Origin of the sequence: Brevundimonas sp. MYb52 (assembly GCF_002979535.1) — a bacterium.
Lineage (GTDB): Bacteria > Pseudomonadota > Alphaproteobacteria > Caulobacterales > Caulobacteraceae > Brevundimonas.
Map to the genome: position 1 here is coordinate 213,349 of NZ_PCPB01000002.1, position 18,286 is coordinate 231,634.

Here is an 18,286-nt window from a genome sequence, read left to right on the forward strand (position 1 = left end):
AACCCTACTTAAATCGCGGTAACGATGGCGACCTTCAGCAGGCTGGAATGCGCAGGCCCGACGGCAGGACGGTCGCATCGTCGCCGCAGGCCTGGTTGAGTTGACCCTGGGTCAGGCCGACCGCCCGCGCCAGTTGCGCGCCCGACAGGTTGGTTCCGCTGAGCTTGGCGCCGGACATGGTGGAGCCGTCCAGATAGGCGCCGACGAAGCTGGCGTTGGTCAGGTCCGCCCCGGCGAAGTTCGAACCGGAGAAGACGCCGCCATAGGCTTCCACATCGCGCATATCGGCGCGCGAGAACCGGGTCCGGTTCATGACGGTCAGGCTGAGGTCGGCCTGACGCAGGCGGGCGCCGGCCAGGTTGAGGCCGCGCACCTCCATGCCCGAGAAGTCGCCTTGGAACAGGTTGCAGCCGGGGCAGCTGGCGCCGCCGCGGACGCGGCTGATCTGCGAGGCGTTCTGAGCTACGGCGGGCAGGGCCGTAGCGGCGACCAGCGAGGCGACGAGTGCGATAGCGAGACGGTTCATGCGAAGACTCCGGGGCTTTGCCTCTGCCCAGCAAGAAGCGGGCCGAATGGAGGTTTGTCTCAACCCTGCATCTGCGGGGCCGCGCCGCAGGTGTCGCAGATCCAGCCCCCGCCGCGATTCTGCAGGCTGAAATCGCCGCAGGCCGGGCAGGCTACAGCCTCGGTCGGGGCAGAGTCGCGCGGTGTCTCCGCCTTGCGCCCAAATGGGACGACGACGAGGTTGTCGGGCGCCGCGCCACGGGCGAAGCCCTTGGAGATGAACCGGGCGGCGGGCACAGGCTCGGCGTCGTTCATCGCCGTCGCACCCAGGCCGTCGGGGTTGTTCTCGGGTTCGGCGTTGGCCAGTTCCTGTCGCTCCAGATAGGAGACGCCCAGTTCGCGGAAGATGTAGTCGAGGATCGAAGTCGCCGAGCGGATTGAATCATTGCCGGTGACGCGCCCGGCGGGCTCGAACCGGGTGAAGACGAAGGCATCGACGAACTCGTCCAGCGGCACGCCGTATTGCAGGCCGATCGAGATGGCGATGGCGAAGTTGTTCATCAGGCTGCGGAAGGCGGCGCCTTCCTTGTGCATGTCGATGAAGATCTCGCCCAGTTCGCCGTCTTCGTATTCGCCGGTGTGGATATAGACCTTGTGACCGCCGACGGCCGCCTTCTGGATATAGCCCTTGCGGCGGTCGGGCAGTTTGCGCCGGGTGCGGTCGCGCTCGATGACCTTTTCAACGACCCGTTCGACTGTCCTGGCCTCCGGCTCGGCGCGGCGCTGAACAGGAGTGTCGGGCTCGGGCAGATCCAGGTGGAAGTCGGCGGGGGCAGCGGCGCGATGCAGCACGACGGCACGGCGACCGTCGCGAGCGGCCTGGCCCAGGGCGCGGGCGGCTTGAAGCGGTCCGGCGCGCCAGTCGACCAATTTCGGCGTGACGTCGGGAGCGTCGCTGAAAGGTTCGATCGCACGGCGCAGTTCGGCGTCGAAGGCGGCTGGGTCGGCGGCCAAAAGGCCGCGCAGCACTTCGGGGGCTGCTTTCCAGTCGGACAGATCGGCGTGGCCGAAGGCTGCGGCGCGCGCCGCCTGTATGGCGGACGGGTCGAAGCCCAGGCGGGGAAGAAGGTCGGCGCCTTCTTCGACCGAAAGGCCCAGAACGTCCCCGATGAAGCCCGCATCCAGCACGGGCGGGGCAAAGGCGGCGGCAAGCTGGTCGCTTTGACTCAGGGCGAGTTCGACGGCTTCCAGTTCCACATCGGTGAAACCGAGGTCGCGCAGGGCTGAATGATTGATCCCTGGTGCGCCCATCAGGGTGCGACGGCCGAACAACTGACGTTCGGCGTCCTCCACGTCGCCGCCGGCGCGGGCGATGGCGCGGGCCAGGGCGGGGCGCAGGCGAGGTTCAGTCTCGCCATCCTCGGTCTGGAACAGGTCCGTGGCCGAAAACGGCGAGGCGCCGAGGCGCAGGTCTAGGTCGGCGTCGCGCACGAACAGGCTGATGGCGGCATGGCGGCGGCCATGGCGCGACTGCAGGGTTTCGTCCTGGCCGCGCTCGCGAGCCAGGTGCGCGGCCTCGTCCTTGACCGCGTCCCATTCGGCGCAAGGGCCAAGGCGGGCGGCGATCTCGCTGGATGCGGCGCTGGCGACGGCCGAGACGCGAGCGCCGACCGAGGCGGCATGGGTCGTGGCGTTCTCGGCGTCCCTGGCTAGGGACCAGTCGGCCAGGCCCGACAGGCCGATCGCAATGGGACGGACGGCCTGACGACGCCGGGCGGACGCGGCGTCGGGACAGAAGGCGACAGAGGTTTCGATCTCGAGCGCGACGACGAGCAGGCGGGTCAGGTCCTCCAGGGCGTCGTCGAAAGCGTTCCCGCTCAGGGTCGCCAGTTGAGGAAGTTGCAGGGCCGCTCGGGCTTCCAACCCGGCGTCGGCCAGGGCTTCAGCGTCGTGCGGCGTGAAGGCCAGGGCCAGATCGCCTTCCAGCGCGGCTTCGGCCACGGCCAGGGCTTCGGGTCCGCCCGAAGCGATGTTGTCGCGCGCAGCCAGGACGGGCGTCACGGTTCGTGCAACGGGGACGGGCAGGGCGACGGCGAGGCTTTCGCCCTCGACGGCGCGGATGATGTCGGCGTCGTTTGCGCCGCAACGCCGGGCGATCAGGGCGGCGCGAGCCAGGGCCGGGTTGGCGGTAGGATCGGCGCAGGCCTCATGCGGGCCTTCGCAGCGGTTCACGGCCTCGGCGACGGCCTTCAAGGCTTCGGACAGGGCCTCGGCGGCGCGACCGGATAGGCGTTCGCCCCTTCGGGCGGCGGCCAGGTCGGCCAGACGGCGCGCGGCGCCGGGATCGCTGAGGGACAGGTAGGCGACGGCTGTGGGCGCGCGGTCGCCATTCGCGCCCGGTGCGGCGAGGCCCAGCAGCAGGACAGCCGTGAGTTCGTCGGCGAAGGTTGCTGCGTCGGCCGCGCTATCGAGCAGGCCCAGGGCGCGGCCCCATGCGCTGAGCCGATGCGCCCAGCGCTCGGCCGCGCCGTTCACGAAGGCGGCGTGATCTTCATCCAGAGCGGCGGCGTCCTGGGGCAGGTCGACCGGCAGACCTTCGGCCCAGTCCAACCAGGCTTCAACCCGTGCGTCGGACCAGTCGGCGGGCGCCAGCGTCGGCGTCATGACGCCGGGGCGTTCGATCAGGCGGGGCTCCAGCGCCACGGCGGCGGCGAGCGGGGCGAAACGGGGCTTGATGCGCATCAGACGTCTCCGCGCGTGTCCTGATCGCGACATTAACGACGCCTCTAAAGGCGTTTCAATAAATCTTGGGGGCTTTGAGCGGGTTACCCCCAAGATGTTGATGTCCGGCAGCGATACCGGAAACCGGTCTCGGACTGGACGCGGGCGGCTGTGGTTTCTATGATCAGCCTGCGTCGCCGGACCTCCCTGGGCGACGGGATTCGAGTAGGTTCGACGACGTGCTGAGCAAGATCTTCACCTGGTGGAACGGCGCCACGATCGGCACCCTGTTCACCGTCGGCAAACGCGGCCAGCTGGTCGGCACGGACGAGTTCGGCAACCGCTATTACCAGTCGCGCGATAACGTCAGCTATGACGGCCGCAAGCGCCGCTGGGTCATCTATGACGGCTATGCCGAGGCGTCGAAGGTTCCGCCGGAATGGCAGGGCTGGCTGCGCTACACCTATGACGAGAGCCCGGTCGAGAAGCCGCTGCCGCGCCGTTCCTGGGAAAAGGATCACCTGCCCAACCTGACGGGCACGCCGATGGCGTGGCGTCCGCAGGGCTCGCTGGCCAACGAAGGCAAGCGTCCCGCCGCCACCGGCGACTATCAGGCCTGGAGCCCGGAATGAAACGACGCGTCCTGCTGATCGGCGTGGCCGTGGCGGGACTGACGGTCGCGGGCGCCGGCATGGCCAGCGCCCTGATGGACCTGCCGCAGGACGCTGTGCCGGTTCAGGACCCGGTCGGGGACCTGCTGCGCGACACCAACCGCACGCCGCTACAGAACCCGCAGGCGACGCCGCCGCAAACGCCGACGCCTGCGCCCGCGCAGGGGGCTGCGCCTTCGTCAGGGGCTCCGATCACGGCCCCCGGCACGCCCGTCGTGGTCGTGACGCCCGAAGCCGAGATCGCCGCCGTTCAAGAAGACGCCCCGCTTGAGGCCGAGGTCGAGGCGCCCAAGCCGGCGACCGAGCCCGCTGCTGTCCCTGGCCGTCGTCAGCGTCGGCCGGTGGCCGTCATCCAGGCGATCGACAAGGTGACGGCCGAATCCATGCGGTTCGAGGTCGAGGTCGGCGGTCGTCCGGTTCGCTTCAACAAGACTCTGATCTTCAGCGTCCGCGCCTGCGAGGTCTCGGCCTCTGACGAGCAGACCGAGGACGCCATCGCCTATCTGGAGGTCGGGGTTCAGCCGCGGGGCATCGCCGTGCCGACCGAGGCGCGCCAGATCTTCAAGGGCTGGATGTTCGCCTCATCGCCGGCCGTCAGCGGCCTGCAACACCCGATCTACGACGCCTGGGTGGTCGGCTGTAAGGCATAGGCCACGGCCTGTGCGCCCGTCAGGGGCGCGGACAGGGCTGATTTGTCAGGCGTCAGACGCAGGGCGGGCTTGAGCAGCCGCAAATAGGCCGCCTGCGGCGTCTCCACCGCGCCGAACTGGCTGAGGTGCTCGGTCAGGAACTGGGCATCCAGCAGGCTCCATCCGCCCCTCCGCAGTCGCGCCACCAGATGCACCAGGGCGACCTTCGACGCATCGCGCACCCGGCTGAACATGCTCTCGCCGAAGAAGGCGCCGCCCAGCGTCACCCCATAGAGCCCGCCGACCAGGACCTCGTCCTGCCAGCATTCCAGGCTGTGGGCGTGGCCGCGTGCGTGAAGCTCCAGATAGAGGCGGCGGATCGGATCATTGATCCAGGTGTCCTCGCGCCCCGGCATGGGGGCGGCGCAGGCGTCGAGGACGGCGGCGAAGGCCGTGTCGACGCGCACCTGAAACGACTGGCCCCGAACGGTGCGGCGCAGGCGCGTGGGAATGTGGAAGCGATCCAGCGGTACGACGCCCCGCTGGTCCGGCTCGACCAGAAAGACACGCGGATCGTCGCGGTCCTCGGCCATCGGAAAGACGCCGCGAGCGTAGCAGGCCAGCAACTCCTCGGGTCCGAAGACGCTGGAGGGGCTGCTGGCGCTGAACTCGGGTTCGTCCAAGAGAGGTTAGGCCTTGGCCTTCTGGGCGGCGGCCCATTTTTCCAGCCAGTGGATGTCGTAGTCGCCCGACAGGATGTCGGGTTCCTGCAACAGCTTCTGGAACAGGGGGATGGTGGTGTCGACGCCGCCGATGACCATCTCGCCCAGCGAACGCTTGAGGCGGGCCAGGGCTTCCTCGCGGTCGCGACCGTGGACGATCAGCTTGCCGATCAGGCTGTCGTAGTAGGGCGGGATCGAATAGCCGGCGTAGATGGCGCTATCCAGACGCACGCCCAGGCCGCCAGGGGCGTGGAAGTCGGTGATCGTGCCCGGCGACGGGGTGAAGGTCTCGGCGTTCTCGGCGTTGATCCGCACTTCGATGGCGTGGCCTTCGAAATGGATGTCGTCCTGGGTGAAGGACAGCGGCAGGCCGGCGGCGATGCGCACCTGTTCGCGGACCAGATCGACGCCCGTGATCATTTCCGTGACCGGATGTTCGACCTGCAGACGGGTGTTCATCTCGATGAAGAAGAACTCGCCGTCTTCCCACAGGAACTCGATGGTGCCGACGCCCAGGTAGCCGATGGCGGCGATGGCCTTGTTGACCGTCTCGCCGATCTTCTTGCGACCCTCGGCCGAAAGGGCGGGCGAGGGGGCCTCTTCCAGCACCTTCTGGTGGCGGCGTTGCAGCGAGCAGTCGCGTTCGCCCAGGTGGACGACGTTGCCGTGGCTGTCGGCGATGACCTGGATCTCGATGTGGCGCGGCTTCTGGAGGTAGCGCTCCATATAGACGGCGCCGTTGCCGAAGGCGGCCTTGGCCTCGGTCTGGGCCGTCTGCACGGCCTCGACCAGATCGTCAGCGGTCAGGGCGACCTTCATGCCGCGACCGCCGCCGCCGGCGGCGGCCTTGACGATCAGGGGGAAGCCGATGGTCTTGGACGCCTCGATGGCGGCCTCGACGGTTTCCACTTCGCCGTCAGAGCCGGGGACGACGGGGATGCCCGCCTCCATGACCGTCTTCTTGGCGGTGATCTTGTCGCCCATGACCCGGATGTGCTCAGGCTTGGGACCGATGAAGGTCAGGCCGTGGGCCTCGATGATCTCGGCGAAGCGGGCGTTTTCCGACAGGAAGCCATAGCCCGGGTGGATCGCTTGGGCGCCGGTGATTTCCGCCGCCGCGATGATCTGCGGGATGTTCAGATAGGACTTGGCCGCCGGCGCGGGGCCGATGCAGACGCTTTCGTCGGCCAGGCGCACCCACATGGCGCCGCGGTCGGCTTCGGAGTGTACGGCGACGGTGGAGATGCCCATCTCCTTGCACGCCCGGTGGATGCGCAGGGCGATTTCGCCGCGGTTGGCGATCAGGACCTTGGTGAACATATCCGGTCTCAGGCTTCCAGCAGGACCAGAGCTTCGCCGAACTCGACCGGCTGGGCGTCGCCCACCAGGATTTCCGACACCACGCCGTCACGCGGGGCCTGGATCGGGTTCATGGTCTTCATGGCTTCTACGATCAGCAGGGTCTGGCCCTTCTTGACCTTGTCGCCCGGCTTCACGAACTGCGGGGCTTCCGGCGAGGGCTGCAGGTAGGCGGTGCCGACCATCGGCGACTTCACCTCTTCGCCCTTGCGCGAGACGATGGTGGCCGGGTCCGACGGCATCGAGGCCGGGGCGGCAGCGGCGGGCGCGGCGTGCGCGACCGGGGCGGCGGCGTACTGGATCGGCGCAGCCGCCGTCATGGTGACTTCACGGGCGACGCGGATACGCAGTTCGCCGCGCTCGACCTCGATTTCCGTCAGGTCGGTTTCGTTCAGGATGTCGGCCAGGCTGCGGATCAGGCCGGCGTCGATGCCTTCGTTCTTGTGCTTGTCGTCGGACATGGTTCTGTCTCTCTTTAGATCTTGGGCGAACGAGCCCCGGCCTTGGCGCGTTCCCGCGCAAGCCGAAGGGCGGCCTTGACGGCCAGTTCGTAGCTGTGGGGGCCGAAGCCCGAAATGACGCCGGTCGCAACCAGCGAAACATAGGAATGACGCCGGAAGTCCTCGCGCGCGGCGGGGTTCGACAGGTGGCATTCGACGACGGGCGCGCTGAGCGTCTTCAACGCATCCAGCAGGGCGACCGAGGTGTGGGTGAAGGCGGCGGGATTGATCACCAGGGCGTCGGCCTCAAGGCGCGCCTCATGGATCCAGTCGACCAACTGGCCTTCGTGATTGGATTGCTTGAACACCACGCGCGCGCCGTCGGCCGCCGCTTCGCACATCGCGTGGACGTCAGCCAGGGTCTCATGGCCATAGATGTCCGGCTCCCGAACCCCGAGAAGGTTCAGGTTGGGGCCGTTCAGGACATAGAGGGTCAGGGTTTCGGGCATTCGCTCGCAAAACAGGCGCGCAGCCGCGCGGAATCGAGCGCGCGTTGTAGCTCAGGTGTGGCGCGGCGCAAAGCGGGTGGTTGAAAAGGTTGACGCAGGGGCGGGTTGGCGGATGGGGCTGAGAAGAGTGTTGGAGCGGGCGGCTTGAATGGCGGCTAAGGGTGGCTAGCGGACATCAGCGAGCCGCGCGTCGTAGTTTTTCACATAGTCGAGTGGAAAGGCGTCCAGAATCTCACTCGTGTCGGCCTGGGCCAGATACAGAACCCATCGCTCGCCTGAGGACGGCAAAGGGGTCTGGCCGCACCCATCGCTGCTCAGCGTGGTCGTGAATTCGAATGTCGGTCGACTTGCGGTTCGTTCCACTTCCGGCGTGATCTCTGCGACGACCCGCCAAGTGTTCCAGCCGGGCGCCTCAACACGCTCTGCATGGCTCACTGTTGCTACGATAATCATCCGTTGAGCCAACTCATCGGCACGCGGCACTCTCATCCGGCAGGCCATAGCGTCAGTCGCAGTGCCGAGAGCACAGGCGGCAACGAGGAATGCGGGCAGTAGAGGTCGCATGGTAGAAACTCCTGAGCTCGCCACACCATAAGCAGACCTCTGGAACGTCGCCAACGGGTCGAAAGCGGAGCTCCCTAGAGCGGCGTTTTCTCCCTTTTCGTCATCCTCCGGCAAGCCGCCTCTTCGCGGCGCAGACCGGGGGACCCAGCGGCGCCGAAGGCGATCTGTCGACCATCATCTGCGCGACAGGTTCGCGCTCTCGCGCGCCGCTGGGTCCCCCGGTCTCGCTGCGCTCGCCGGAGGATGACGAAAGCGAAAGCGCGCACCAACGTCCACTTTGGGTCGATTGCGGATATTGGCTCTGGGATTTGATGTCTCGGACCTGAACCCCCATTATCCGCGCCACTTGAGAGAGGCTCGGCCTCCGCGCGCACCCTTGGAGCGAACAGTTTGCGTATCGAAGTCAACGGCGAGGCGCGGGACACCGCCGCCACGACCATTCTGGGCCTGGTTCAGGAGCTGTCGCTGGACCCCAAGAAGGTGGCGGTCGAGCGCAATCTGGAGATCGTGCCGCGCTCGCTGCACGGCGAAACGGCGCTGGCCGAGGGCGACAAGATCGAGCTGGTGCAGTTCGTGGGCGGCGGCTGAGGCGTCCTTGAACACCGCTCATCCCGGCGGACGCCGGGATCCAGTCCTTTGGCGACAGGCGCGGCGCTTTCTGGCTGTGTGTGGGGTTCTCACTGGATCCCGGCGTCCGCCGGGATGAACGGGAAGGGGAGCGGGGCTTATCAAATCCCGCAACGGCGCTTCCCCCCGGCGCATGGCGGCGCTAGGTCAGGAGCATGACCGATACAGCCCCCCGCACCGACAGCTGGACCGTCGCCGGCCGCACCTTCAACTCGCGCCTGATCGTGGGCACCGGCAAGTACCGCGATTACGCCCAGAACGCGGCGGCGGCCGAGGCTTCGGGCGCTGAGATCGTCACCGTGGCGGTGCGCCGGGTGAACCTGACCGATCCGAACCAGCCGGTGCTGACGGACTTCCTCGAGCCCAAGAAATACACCTATCTGCCCAATACGGCGGGCTGCTTCACCGGCGAGGACGCGGTGCGGACCCTGCGTCTGGCGCGCGAGGCCGGCGGCTGGACCCTGGTCAAGCTGGAGGTTCTGGCGGACCAGCGCACCCTCTTCCCCGACATGGAAGAAACCCTGCGGTCGCTGAAGCTGCTGACCGCCGAGGGCTTTGAGGTCATGGTCTATTGCACCGACGACCCCGTCTATGCGCGCAAGCTGGAGGACGCGGGCGCCGTGGCCATCATGCCGCTGGGCGCGCCGATCGGCTCGGGCCTGGGGGTGCAGAACCCGATCAACATCCGCCTGATCGTCGAGCAGTCCAAGGTGCCGGTCCTGGTCGACGCGGGCGTGGGCACGGCCTCGGACGCCGCCATCGCCATGGAGCTGGGCTGTGACGGCGTGCTGATGAACACCGCCATCGCCGAGGCGCGCGACCCCCTGCTGATGGCCAGCGCCATGAAGCACGCGGTCATCGCCGGGCGGGAATCCTATCTGGCCGGGCGCATGAAGAAGCGCCTCTATGCCGATCCGTCGTCGCCGCTGGCCGGTCTGATCTAAACCGCGACGCTGAGGCCGCTTGCGGCCTCAGGCGCTGGCGCGCACTCTTCCGGCGACGGCGGGAGAGGGAATATGCGTTTCGGATTGATGGCCTGCACGGCTATGGCGGCCTGCATGATCGGGCCGATGGCGGTGGCGGATGCGACGGCGGACAAGGCCGTGCGCGACTTGCTGGATCAGCCTCAAGTCTGCGGCCCCGGCGGCTCGGCCATCGAGGCCATCCCGACCAACGACATCGTCATGGTCGACGGCTTCGGAACCGGCGGGTTCAAGATCGACACAACCAACCCTGAGGCCCAGGCCTGGTTCGACCACGGGGTGCGGCTGCGCTGGGCGTTCGAGCATACCGAATCGGTGCGCGCCTTCCGCAAGGCGCGGGCGCTGGACCCGTCCTGCGGCATGTGCGCCTGGGGCGAGGCCTGGGCCATCGGTCCCAATCTGAACGGCGGCGGGCAGGACAAGGCTTCGATCGAGGCGGCTCGCAAGGCCGCGCGCGACGCCCGCCGTCTGGCCCGCGACGCCACGCCGGTGCAGCGTCAGATGATCGACGCCCTGATCCAGCGCTATTCCGGCGGGGAAAAGAGCCGCGCCGACCGCTTCGCCCAGCGCATGGACCGGATCGCACGCCAGAACCCCGATGACGGGGCCATCGCCAACATCACTGCCGACGCCTGGCTGCTGGCCGCCGACGAATGGTGGGACGACGAGGGCAAGGCGGCTGATCCGGCCATCCCGCGCGCCATGGGCCTGCTGGAGCAGGCGCTGGCGAAGAACCCGAACGATCCTGGCGCCATCCACCTCTATATCCACCTGACCGAGTGGTCGGACGACCCGCACAAGGCCATTCCCTACGGCGAGAAGCTGGCGCTGCTGGCCCCGGCGGCCAGCCATCTGGTGCATATGCCGTCGCACACCTACTACCGGGTCGGGCGCTATCGCGATGCGATGATGTCCAACGTCAACGCCGTAGCGTTGGATCGGCGCTATGACGCCCTGGCCAGGCCGCCAGGCGGGGTGCCGGCGATGCGGCTGCACGCCCACAACATCCACTTCGGCATGGGCGGCGCCCTGATGGCCGGGGGCGGCGAGGAGGGGCTGAAGCTCGCTGACTGGTTCCTGACCACCTATCCGAACATCGGGGCGCAGGAATACTGGCGTCAGATCGTCGCCAACAACGCCTACGCCCTCTATGGCCGGTTCGGTACGCCCGAGCAGGTGGCGGCGTTGAAGGAGCCGCCAGAGACCCATCCGCTGCTGCGGATCAACTGGCGCTATGCTCGGGGTGAGGCTGCAGCGCGAGCCGGTGATGCGAGTGCTGTTCGCGCCGAGGCGGACGCCATCAAGGCCCTGCGTGAGGCGACACCCTTCACTGGGCCGATGGCCGAGCAGCGGGCGGTCTTCACCGAGCTGTCGCAACGGATTCTAGAAGGCCGCGCGGCCATGATCGAGGGTAATGCGACGGCCGCCGTCGCCGCCTTCACCCGCGCGGCGCAGATCCAGGCCATGGACGACGAGGGCGGCGATCCGCCGGTCATCTGGTATCCGACGCGCCGCAGTCTGGCGGCGGCCCTGCTGGCCAGTGGCGACGCGGCCGGGGCCAAGGCCAAGATCGAGGAACTGCTGAGCGACTGGCCCAGCGATCCCTACAGCTATTTTGTCCTGGCCGAGGCCGAGCGGAATCTGGGCAACGCCGAAGCCGCCGCCGAAGCGACCCGACGGTCGAACATCGAGTGGATCGGCGGCGACCGGAGCTTGGCGGGGGCTTAAGCTTCAAGACGTCACCCTCGGGCTTGTCCCGAGGGCCTATCGTTCCGCCTCGCCCCTCGGGGCGCAGTAGTGAGCGTTGCGTTTAAGCAGCCCGCACGACTTAGAAGCCGCCATAGGCCCCCGGGACAAGCCCGAGGGTAACGGCGTAGATGCCGCCTAGCGTTTCGCCGCTTCAATCATCTTGGCGACTTCGCCGGGCTCGATGCTGGCGCTGGCCTTGCCGTTGATGAAGAAGGTCGGCGTGCCTTGCAGGCCCAGGGTCGCGGCGACGGTGTGGATGTCGGTGACGTGGCGCGTCATCTCGGGCGAGGCGATGGCCGCGTTCGCCTTGGTCATGTCCACGCCGTGCGCAGCCAGGATGCCGTCAATGGCGGCGCGGTCCAGGGCGCGTTCGGTCATCAGGGCGTCATAGACCTCCAGATACTTGCCCTGCTGATGCGCGGCCAGGGCGGCGCGGGCGGCGTATTGCGAGGTGACGTCGTCGCCCCGATCCAGGATCGGCCAGTCCTTGAAGACGAAGCGGACCTCGGGGTGGGCGGCCATCAGAGCGCGGTAGTCGTGGGCCACGGCCTTGCAGCCCGGGCAGCGGAAGTCGAAGAACTCGATCACCGTCACCTTGGCGTCGGCGGGGCCGAAGCTGGGATCGCGGGCGTCGGGGGCCAGCAGGGCCGGGTTGGCCTTGACGGCGGCGTCGATGGTCTGGACGCGGGACTGTTCCTCATGGGTCTGACGTGCGGCCAGGACCTCATCCAGCACCTGCGGGTTCTCGATCAGATAGGCGCGCACCCGTCCGCCGAAATCGCCGCCGGTCAGATAGGGAACGGCGGAGACGCCCAGCGCCACAACCGACACGGCCAAGGCCGCGCCAGCCAGGGTCTTGCCGGACAGGGACGACAGGAGGCTGCCTTTCGGGGCGGGTTTCGGGGTTTGAGCGTCGGGGCGGGCGTCGTCGGTCATGCAGGTCTCGGTATCGGAAAAGGAAGCGGCCTCAGCCGTTGGGCAGGATAACGCCGCGGTTGTTGCGCTGCTCATTGCGGCGCTCGGCGTCGTCGATGTCTCTTTGCGAAGCGCCCGACGAGAAGACGATGTCAGTGGCGCGACGCCATTCGATGGAGTTGCGGTCCAGCATGTCGCGGGCGCGCATGGCGAACTGGTTGGCCTGTTCCGTCCGGCCCAGGGCGAACCAGTATTCGGCCGAGGCCAGGCGCGCCTCGCCCTCCTTGCCCTGACTGGCGTAGGCTTGACCCAGCAGACGCCAGGCCAGGGTGTTGTCCTTTTCCAGCGCCACGGCGCGCTTCAACTGATCGACGGCGGCGTCCAGATTGGCGGGGTCGTTGGTCTCGATCAGGGCGTGGGCCAGGTTGATCTTCAGCAGCGGTGCGTCGGGCTTAAGCTCGACCGCCTTCTGATGGGCGCCGATAGCCTCGGCCGGGCGGCCTTCCTCGAACAGGATCTGGCCCTTCAACTCCCAGAAGTAGGGATTGGCAGGCTGTTCAGTCAGCAGGGCGTCGACGGCGTCGAGCGCCTTGTCCGTCTGGCCGTCGCGATACCAGGCGATGGACCGCGCATAGCGAGCGGGCAGGGAGGTGTCGGACGATGGATAGTCGCGCAGCGCCGCGTTGGGCGATTCCATGAAAGAGCGGATCTTGGCCACCACCAGGGCGTGCTGGGCCATTCGCTCGGGGCTGTCTTGGTGAGCGTAGTGGGGGGCGGCCTCGACCGGACGGCGCAGGGCCTCGATACGGGCCGACGACAGGGGGTGGCTGCGGAAGTAGGGGTAGCGGCGCTGGTCCGAGAAGACTTCCTGTGAGCGGAAATTCTCAAAGAACTCGACCATGCCCTTGCCGGATTCCCCGGCGCGTTCCAGGGCGCGGGCGCCGGTGATGTCGGCCTCGCCTTCCTGGCTCTGCATGTAGCGCAGGGCGCCGAGGGTGCCGAAATACTGGCTGGAGGCCAAAAGGGCCGCGCCCGCATCCGGCGCGCCCGCGATCGCGGCCAGGGCCCCCAGGGCCATGGTCATGATCATCGGCTGCATGCCAGCGTTCTGGGCGCCGTCGCGCAGGGTGTGGCGGTTCTTGATGTGGCCGGCCTCGTGGGCGATCACGCCCAGAAGCTGATTGGGGGTCTTGGTCTGCAGGATTAGGCCGGTGTTCAGGCCCATGATGCGCCCGCGCGTGGCGAAGGCGTTCAGGTCCTGGTCGTTGACCAGCAGGATCTCGACCTCGGTCGGCTCCAGCCCCATGGCGACGAAGACCGGCTCGGACCACTCATGGATGATCCCCTCGATCTCGGTGTCGCGGATCAGACTTTGGGCCGAGGCTGATCCGGCTGCAGTCAGGACCGCCACGGCAGCCGTGGCGGCGACAAGGGCGCGGGTAGCGACACGGGGAAGCCTGGTCATGACGTACTCCAGAGCGACAGTCTCCCCCGTGTCTTCAAGCCTAATCGTGTCCGATCAACGGCGCCACCAGCCGCGCTTGGGCTTGGCAGGCGGAGCGACGATCTGATTGGGGTCTTCGGCGATGATGGCAGCCACGTCGACCTCTGGAGTTGGTTCGGGCGTCGGCTCGACGACGATGGCCGGTTCGGGCGCGGGTTCGGCCACAGCTTCGGGCTCCAGCGCCTGTTCGATGGCGGCCTCGATCTTGGCGGCGACTGCCGGCTCCACGTCCAACTGGGCGGGGACCGCGACCGGCTCGGCCTCGACCGGGGCTTCCGCCGCGACTTCGGACTCGGCAGGGGCTTCGATCACGGCTTCGCTGGCGACGTCGGCGCTGACCTTGCGGCGTACGCGGCGACGCTTGGGCGCTTCGACGGGTTCGGCGACGACTTCAGGCGCGTCAGCGACAGCTTCCTCGGTCGGAATGATCGTGGCGATGGGCGTGTCCGGCGAACCAACGGGGGGCAGGCCCTCGTTGACGGCGCGGTCCTCGACCTTGGCCTCGTGAGCCAGGCCGCTGCGATCACGACCGCGACCACGGCCGCGACGGCGACGCGAACGTCCGCCTTCGCGCTCGGCGCGTTCGCCTTCGGGACGTTCGGCGGTCGCTTCCACGACGTCGCCGGCTTCCGAGGTTTCGGCCGGGGCGCGTTCGCTGCGTGGGGCAGGGTTGATCGGATCGAACCAGACATAGGGATCGTCCAGCGACGGCGTGCGGCCGCGCACCCAGGTGAAGGCGTCGCGTTCGCCGTCCTCACGCATGCGGCGACCGCCACGACGGCCGCGACGGCGGCGACGGCCGGCCTCGCTGTCGTCGTCTTCGTCGTCGGCGGCGACCACGTCGGTCGAGCCGGCTTCGTCCGAGGTCTCCTCGTCACGGCGACCGCCGCGACGGCGGCGACGGCGGCCACGGCCACGACCTTCGCCGTCATGCTGTTCGGAACGCTCGCGGGCTTCGTCGTCGTCGCCGTCTTCGCGGTCCAGATCGGCGTCGTCCTCATCGTCGCCTTCGATGACTTCGTCGTCCTCGTCTTCGTCTTCATGGTCGAAGGCGCTGTCGTCGAAGCCGTCGTCCAACTCGGCCGCCGAGATATGGGTGACGACCGGGATGAAGTCCTCGTTGGTCGAGGTGCGCTCGATAGCGTGCTCGCCCTGGGCCAGGCTGTCGTCGATCTGAATGACGACGTTCAGGCCGCGCTGCTCCAGCAGGCGCTGCAGATAGCTGCGCTTGTGGTTCAGGATGTAGAGGGCGACGGCGGTCGAAACGCGCAGGTTGACCGAGCCGGCGCCGTTGCGGCCCGCCTCGATGTCCACGGCGCGCAGGGTGGTCAGGGCGGCGCTTTCCGCCGAGCGGATACGACCGGCGCCCTGGCAGCAGGCGCAGACCTCGGTGGCGCCCTCGATGACGCCCAGGCGACGACGCTGGCGGCTGATCTCCATCAGGCCGAAGCCCGAGATGCGGCCCATCTGGATGCGGGCGCGATCCTTGGCCAGGGCGTCCTTCAGCGCCTTCTCGACGGCGCGGTTGTTCTTGCCTTCATCCATGTCGATGAAGTCGATGACGATCAGACCGGCGAGGTCGCGCAGACGCAACTGGCGGGCGGCCTCGACGGCGGCTTCCAGGTTGGTCTTGGTGGCGGTGGCCTCGACGTTGCGTTCCTTGGTCGAACGACCCGAGTTCACGTCGATGGCGACCAGGGCTTCGGTCTGGTTGATCACCAGATAGCCGCCCGACTTCAGCGGCACGACCGGCTGGTGAATCTGGGTCAGCACCTCTTCGATGCCGTTGGCCGCGAACAGGGGCTTGGAGCCCTGATAGAGGTGAATCTTCTTGGCCTGAGACGGCATCAGCACGCGCATGAAGTCGCGGGCTTCCTTGAAGCCTTCCAGGCCCTCGACCTGAATGCCGTCGAAGTCCTTGTCGTACATGTCGCGCACGGCGCGGCGGACCAGGTTTTCTTCTTCGTAGATGACGGCCGGGGCGTTCGACTTCAGCGTCGTCTCGCGGATCGTCTCCCACAGGCGCAGCAGGTATTCGTAGTCGCGTTTGATCTCGGCCTTGGTGCGCTTGGCGCCTGCCGTGCGGATGATCAGGCCCATGCCCTTGGGCACTTTCAGCGCCGAGGCGGCGGCCTTCAGGCGGCGACGGTCCGAGGTGTTGGTGATCTTGCGCGAAATGCCGCCGCCCTTGCCGGTGTTCGGCATCAGGACGCAGTAGCGGCCGGCCAACGACAGCCAGGTGGTCAGGGCCGCGCCCTTGGCGCCCCGTTCGTCCTTGACGACCTGCACCAGCAGGATCTGGCGGCGCTTGATGACGTCCTGGATCTTGTAGCGACGCATCAGGCGGCGCTTCAGGCGTTCCTCGTCGGCCAGACCGCCTTCGGACTCGTCGTCGCCTTCACGGCCCAGATCGTCATGATCGTCGTCGTCGGAGTTCGCTTCGGCCATGATGGCTTCGCGATCGGCGACCGGGATCTGATAGTAGTCTGGGTGGATTTCGTTGAAGGCTAGGAAGCCGTGACGATTGCCGCCGTACTCGATGAAGGCCGCCTGCAGGCTGGGCTCTACGCGAGTGACCTTGGCGAGATAGATGTTGCCGCGAAGCTGGCGGCGGGCCGTGGATTCGAAGTCGAATTCCTCAACCTGACGTCCGTCCACGATGGCGACGCGGGTTTCTTCCGCGTGCGCCGCATCGATCAGCATTGTCTTTGACATGGAAAGTCTCTCTCTGGCGCGCCAGGCCGGGCCCTGCGGATGCATCCGCGGACAAGGGGGCGGCTCGCCGAATGGAAATGGGGGCCAGGGCGCGCGTCATCCCCTCGCGAAGTGCGAGAGCGGCATCAAACTGCCGGTCGGGAGCGCAGGCGGGTCGGCCCATGAGGTTCTGTCGGTCCTGGGTCCGAACGCGCCGTTCTAGGCCGCGTCCCGGACCCGTTCTTCGGATCGTCGGCCAGGCCGGGCGATCCTCGGAATGAGGTGAAAGTCAGCGCTGCGAGGAGGGCGCGCCCGACCCTGCGGAAACATGCAGAGGGCGCGATCGTTCGCGAGCGGACTAGATCATAGGCATATGTGGCGGAAAATAAAAGAACCACAACCGTTACAGGTGTTAACGGAATCCTTAGTCGCGCCGCTCAGGATCGCCTTCTGAACCAGAAGGGTGAAGTCCGTCCATGTACGGCCGGTGGCGTAACAGTCTGTCCCGTTGGGGCGTGCGTGAATGGGCGATGACGGGCTTGGCCTTCGTCGTAATTTGCGCCGTCGTGCTGACGGCTGGGCGCGGTCTGGCCTTTGGGCCGGACGGTCAGATTTCCGGCATCCGCTTCGGCGGCGACGCCCAGCGCACGCGGGTCGTGCTGGATTTGGGCAAGACCACGCGCGGCCAGGTGATAGAGGACGGCACGGCCGGCCGCGTCGTCGTTGCCCTGTCGGACGTGGCGCCGAAGCGAGGGTTGGACGGCGCCGGTTCGGGCCTGGTGCGCGGTTATGAGGTCAGTTCCGCGGGCGCGTCGTCGCGTATTCGACTGGACCTGGCGCGCGGAGCCGAAATCGAGCGCCGTTTCCTGTTGCCGCCGGGCGACGGGGTTTCGCACTATCGCTATGTCATCGATCTGAAGGCCACGGGCGCTGCCGCAGCGGTCGCCGCCGGCGCGCCGCCGCGTCGCGAGCAGACCCGCCGGGAAAAGCCGCTGATCGTCATCGACGCCGGGCACGGCGGCCGCGATCCGGGCGCGCAAGGCCAGCACGCGCAGGAAAAGGCCGTCACTCTGGCCGCCGCGCGCGATCTGAAGGCCGCCATCGAGCGCACCGGCCGCTATCGCGTGCGCCTGACGCGCGACAGCGACGTCTATGTCATTCACGGCCGCCGGGTGCAGATCGCCCGTGACGCCGGGGCAGACCTGTTCATTTCTCTGCACGCCGACGCCGGGACCGATCCGGCCCTGCGCGGGGCCAGCGTCTATACCCTGTCGGAGCAGGGCGCGGGCCGTGCGGTGCGTGAATATACGCGCGGCGACGACTGGCAGCGTGACTTGCGCCTGCCGGGCCGCGATCCCTCGGTCGACCGCATCCTGCTGGACATGACCCAGCGCGCCACCCAGAACCGCTCGGCCCAGTTCGCGCGGGTGCTGCTGACTCACCTGGAGGGCGACAGTCATCCGCTGCTGCGCCGCAGCCACCGCGACGCCGGTCTGGCGGTCCTGCTGGCCCCCGACGTTCCGGCCATCCTGCTGGAGATGGGCTTCATCACCAATCCCGAGGACGAGCGCGTCCTGACCGACGAGCGCGCCCGTCGCCGCCTGATGCGCTCGGTCGCCGAAGGAATCGACCGCTATTTCCGCGAACCTTCGGCGCCGGTGATGGTGGCCGGCGAGGTCGCTGGCGGCGGCTGAT

Annotated in this window: 16 protein-coding genes; 6 read left to right on the top strand and 10 right to left on the bottom strand. The window is 67.8% G+C overall.

Annotated features, from left to right (window positions below):
* Window positions 1-34: 34 nt before the first annotated feature.
* Together CQ039_RS04395 and CQ039_RS04400 are read right to left on the bottom strand one after the other, a co-directional pair.
* Window positions 35-526: a pentapeptide repeat-containing protein gene (locus CQ039_RS04395; RefSeq protein ID WP_105563984.1), complete on the bottom strand. Its 492-nt coding sequence runs from the start codon at window positions 524-526 to the stop codon at window positions 35-37.
* 59 nt (window positions 527-585) lie between these two features.
* The gene (locus CQ039_RS04400) at window positions 586-3,246 is read right to left on the bottom strand and encodes a TSCPD domain-containing protein (RefSeq protein WP_105563985.1); all 2,661 of its coding nucleotides are present in this window, start codon (window positions 3,244-3,246) and stop codon (window positions 586-588) included.
* 218 nt (window positions 3,247-3,464) lie between these two features.
* Between CQ039_RS04400 and CQ039_RS04405 the strand changes: the two genes are divergently transcribed.
* Window positions 3,465-3,857, top strand: coding sequence for an NADH:ubiquinone oxidoreductase subunit NDUFA12 (locus CQ039_RS04405; RefSeq protein WP_199183558.1), 393 nt, complete (start codon window positions 3,465-3,467; stop codon window positions 3,855-3,857).
* The gene (locus tag CQ039_RS04410; protein WP_105563987.1) at window positions 3,854-4,546 is read left to right on the top strand and encodes a DUF2155 domain-containing protein; all 693 of its coding nucleotides are present in this window, start codon (window positions 3,854-3,856) and stop codon (window positions 4,544-4,546) included. Before CQ039_RS04405 ends, CQ039_RS04410 begins: the two co-directional genes overlap by 4 nt.
* Here the strand turns inward: CQ039_RS04410 and aat are convergent.
* The 5 genes from aat to CQ039_RS04435 form a co-directional block, all read right to left on the bottom strand.
* Window positions 4,513-5,208, bottom strand: coding sequence for a leucyl/phenylalanyl-tRNA--protein transferase (aat, locus tag CQ039_RS04415; RefSeq protein WP_105563988.1), 696 nt, complete (start codon window positions 5,206-5,208; stop codon window positions 4,513-4,515). The genes CQ039_RS04410 and aat overlap by 34 nt on opposite strands.
* Before the next feature lie 6 nt (window positions 5,209-5,214).
* Window positions 5,215-6,567, bottom strand: a complete 1,353-nt coding sequence (accC, locus tag CQ039_RS04420) for an acetyl-CoA carboxylase biotin carboxylase subunit (protein WP_105563989.1) — start codon at window positions 6,565-6,567, stop codon at window positions 5,215-5,217.
* Between the two features lie 8 nt (window positions 6,568-6,575).
* Entirely contained in the window at window positions 6,576-7,067 is a 492-nt protein-coding gene (gene accB, locus CQ039_RS04425; protein ID WP_105563990.1) for an acetyl-CoA carboxylase biotin carboxyl carrier protein, read from the bottom strand.
* 14 nt (window positions 7,068-7,081) lie between these two features.
* Window positions 7,082-7,555: a type II 3-dehydroquinate dehydratase gene (gene aroQ, locus CQ039_RS04430; protein ID WP_105563991.1), complete on the bottom strand. Its 474-nt coding sequence runs from the start codon at window positions 7,553-7,555 to the stop codon at window positions 7,082-7,084.
* Window positions 7,556-7,720: 165 nt separating this feature from the next.
* Window positions 7,721-8,119, bottom strand: a complete 399-nt coding sequence (locus tag CQ039_RS04435) for a hypothetical protein (RefSeq protein ID WP_105563992.1) — start codon at window positions 8,117-8,119, stop codon at window positions 7,721-7,723.
* 390 nt (window positions 8,120-8,509) lie between these two features.
* Between CQ039_RS04435 and thiS the strand changes: the two genes are divergently transcribed.
* From thiS to CQ039_RS04450, 3 genes are all read left to right on the top strand, one after another.
* The gene (thiS, locus tag CQ039_RS04440; RefSeq protein WP_003165397.1) at window positions 8,510-8,707 is read left to right on the top strand and encodes a sulfur carrier protein ThiS; all 198 of its coding nucleotides are present in this window, start codon (window positions 8,510-8,512) and stop codon (window positions 8,705-8,707) included.
* A 194-nt stretch (window positions 8,708-8,901) separates the two neighbouring features.
* Entirely contained in the window at window positions 8,902-9,690 is a 789-nt protein-coding gene (locus CQ039_RS04445; RefSeq protein WP_105563993.1) for a thiazole synthase, read from the top strand.
* Window positions 9,691-9,762: 72 nt separating this feature from the next.
* Window positions 9,763-11,457, top strand: a complete 1,695-nt coding sequence (locus CQ039_RS04450) for a hypothetical protein (RefSeq protein ID WP_105563994.1) — start codon at window positions 9,763-9,765, stop codon at window positions 11,455-11,457.
* 156 nt (window positions 11,458-11,613) lie between these two features.
* Here CQ039_RS04450 and CQ039_RS04455 read toward each other — a convergent pair whose 3' ends face one another.
* From CQ039_RS04455 to CQ039_RS04465, 3 genes are read right to left on the bottom strand one after another with little or no spacing between them, the layout of a single operon-like run.
* Window positions 11,614-12,414 (bottom strand): thioredoxin domain-containing protein, encoded by an 801-nt coding sequence (locus tag CQ039_RS04455; RefSeq protein ID WP_105563995.1) that lies wholly within the window; start codon window positions 12,412-12,414, stop codon window positions 11,614-11,616.
* Window positions 12,415-12,445: 31 nt separating this feature from the next.
* The gene (locus CQ039_RS04460) at window positions 12,446-13,858 is read right to left on the bottom strand and encodes a M48 family metalloprotease (RefSeq protein ID WP_105563996.1); all 1,413 of its coding nucleotides are present in this window, start codon (window positions 13,856-13,858) and stop codon (window positions 12,446-12,448) included.
* 54 nt (window positions 13,859-13,912) lie between these two features.
* Entirely contained in the window at window positions 13,913-16,612 is a 2,700-nt protein-coding gene (locus CQ039_RS04465; protein WP_105563997.1) for a ribonuclease E/G, read from the bottom strand.
* A gap of 455 nt (window positions 16,613-17,067) precedes the next feature.
* On the opposite strand from CQ039_RS04465, the gene CQ039_RS04470 reads away from it, so the two are divergent.
* On the top strand, window positions 17,068-18,285 hold the full coding sequence (locus CQ039_RS04470; RefSeq protein WP_105563998.1) for an N-acetylmuramoyl-L-alanine amidase: 1,218 nt from the start codon (window positions 17,068-17,070) through the stop codon (window positions 18,283-18,285).
* The last annotated feature ends 1 nt before the right edge of the window (window position 18,286 follow it).

Excerpts from the sequence above, each read along its gene's own strand:
- CQ039_RS04395 (WP_105563984.1), bottom strand. The coding sequence starts at position 526 with ATGAACCGTCTCGCTATCGCACTCGTCGCCTCGCTGGTCGCCGCTACG.
- CQ039_RS04400 (WP_105563985.1), bottom strand. The coding sequence starts at position 3,246 with ATGCGCATCAAGCCCCGTTTCGCCCCGCTCGCCGCCGCCGTGGCGCTG.
- CQ039_RS04410 (WP_105563987.1), top strand. The coding sequence starts at position 3,854 with ATGAAACGACGCGTCCTGCTGATCGGCGTGGCCGTGGCGGGACTGACG.
- accC (WP_105563989.1), bottom strand. The coding sequence starts at position 6,567 with ATGTTCACCAAGGTCCTGATCGCCAACCGCGGCGAAATCGCCCTGCGC.
- accB (WP_105563990.1), bottom strand. The coding sequence starts at position 7,067 with ATGTCCGACGACAAGCACAAGAACGAAGGCATCGACGCCGGCCTGATC.
- aroQ (WP_105563991.1), bottom strand. The coding sequence starts at position 7,555 with ATGCCCGAAACCCTGACCCTCTATGTCCTGAACGGCCCCAACCTGAAC.
- CQ039_RS04435 (WP_105563992.1), bottom strand. The coding sequence starts at position 8,119 with ATGCGACCTCTACTGCCCGCATTCCTCGTTGCCGCCTGTGCTCTCGGC.
- CQ039_RS04445 (WP_105563993.1), top strand. The coding sequence starts at position 8,902 with ATGACCGATACAGCCCCCCGCACCGACAGCTGGACCGTCGCCGGCCGC.
- CQ039_RS04450 (WP_105563994.1), top strand. The coding sequence starts at position 9,763 with ATGCGTTTCGGATTGATGGCCTGCACGGCTATGGCGGCCTGCATGATC.
- CQ039_RS04455 (WP_105563995.1), bottom strand. The coding sequence starts at position 12,414 with ATGACCGACGACGCCCGCCCCGACGCTCAAACCCCGAAACCCGCCCCG.
- CQ039_RS04460 (WP_105563996.1), bottom strand. The coding sequence starts at position 13,858 with ATGACCAGGCTTCCCCGTGTCGCTACCCGCGCCCTTGTCGCCGCCACG.
- CQ039_RS04465 (WP_105563997.1), bottom strand. The coding sequence starts at position 16,612 with ATGTCAAAGACAATGCTGATCGATGCGGCGCACGCGGAAGAAACCCGC.
- CQ039_RS04470 (WP_105563998.1), top strand. The coding sequence starts at position 17,068 with ATGTACGGCCGGTGGCGTAACAGTCTGTCCCGTTGGGGCGTGCGTGAA.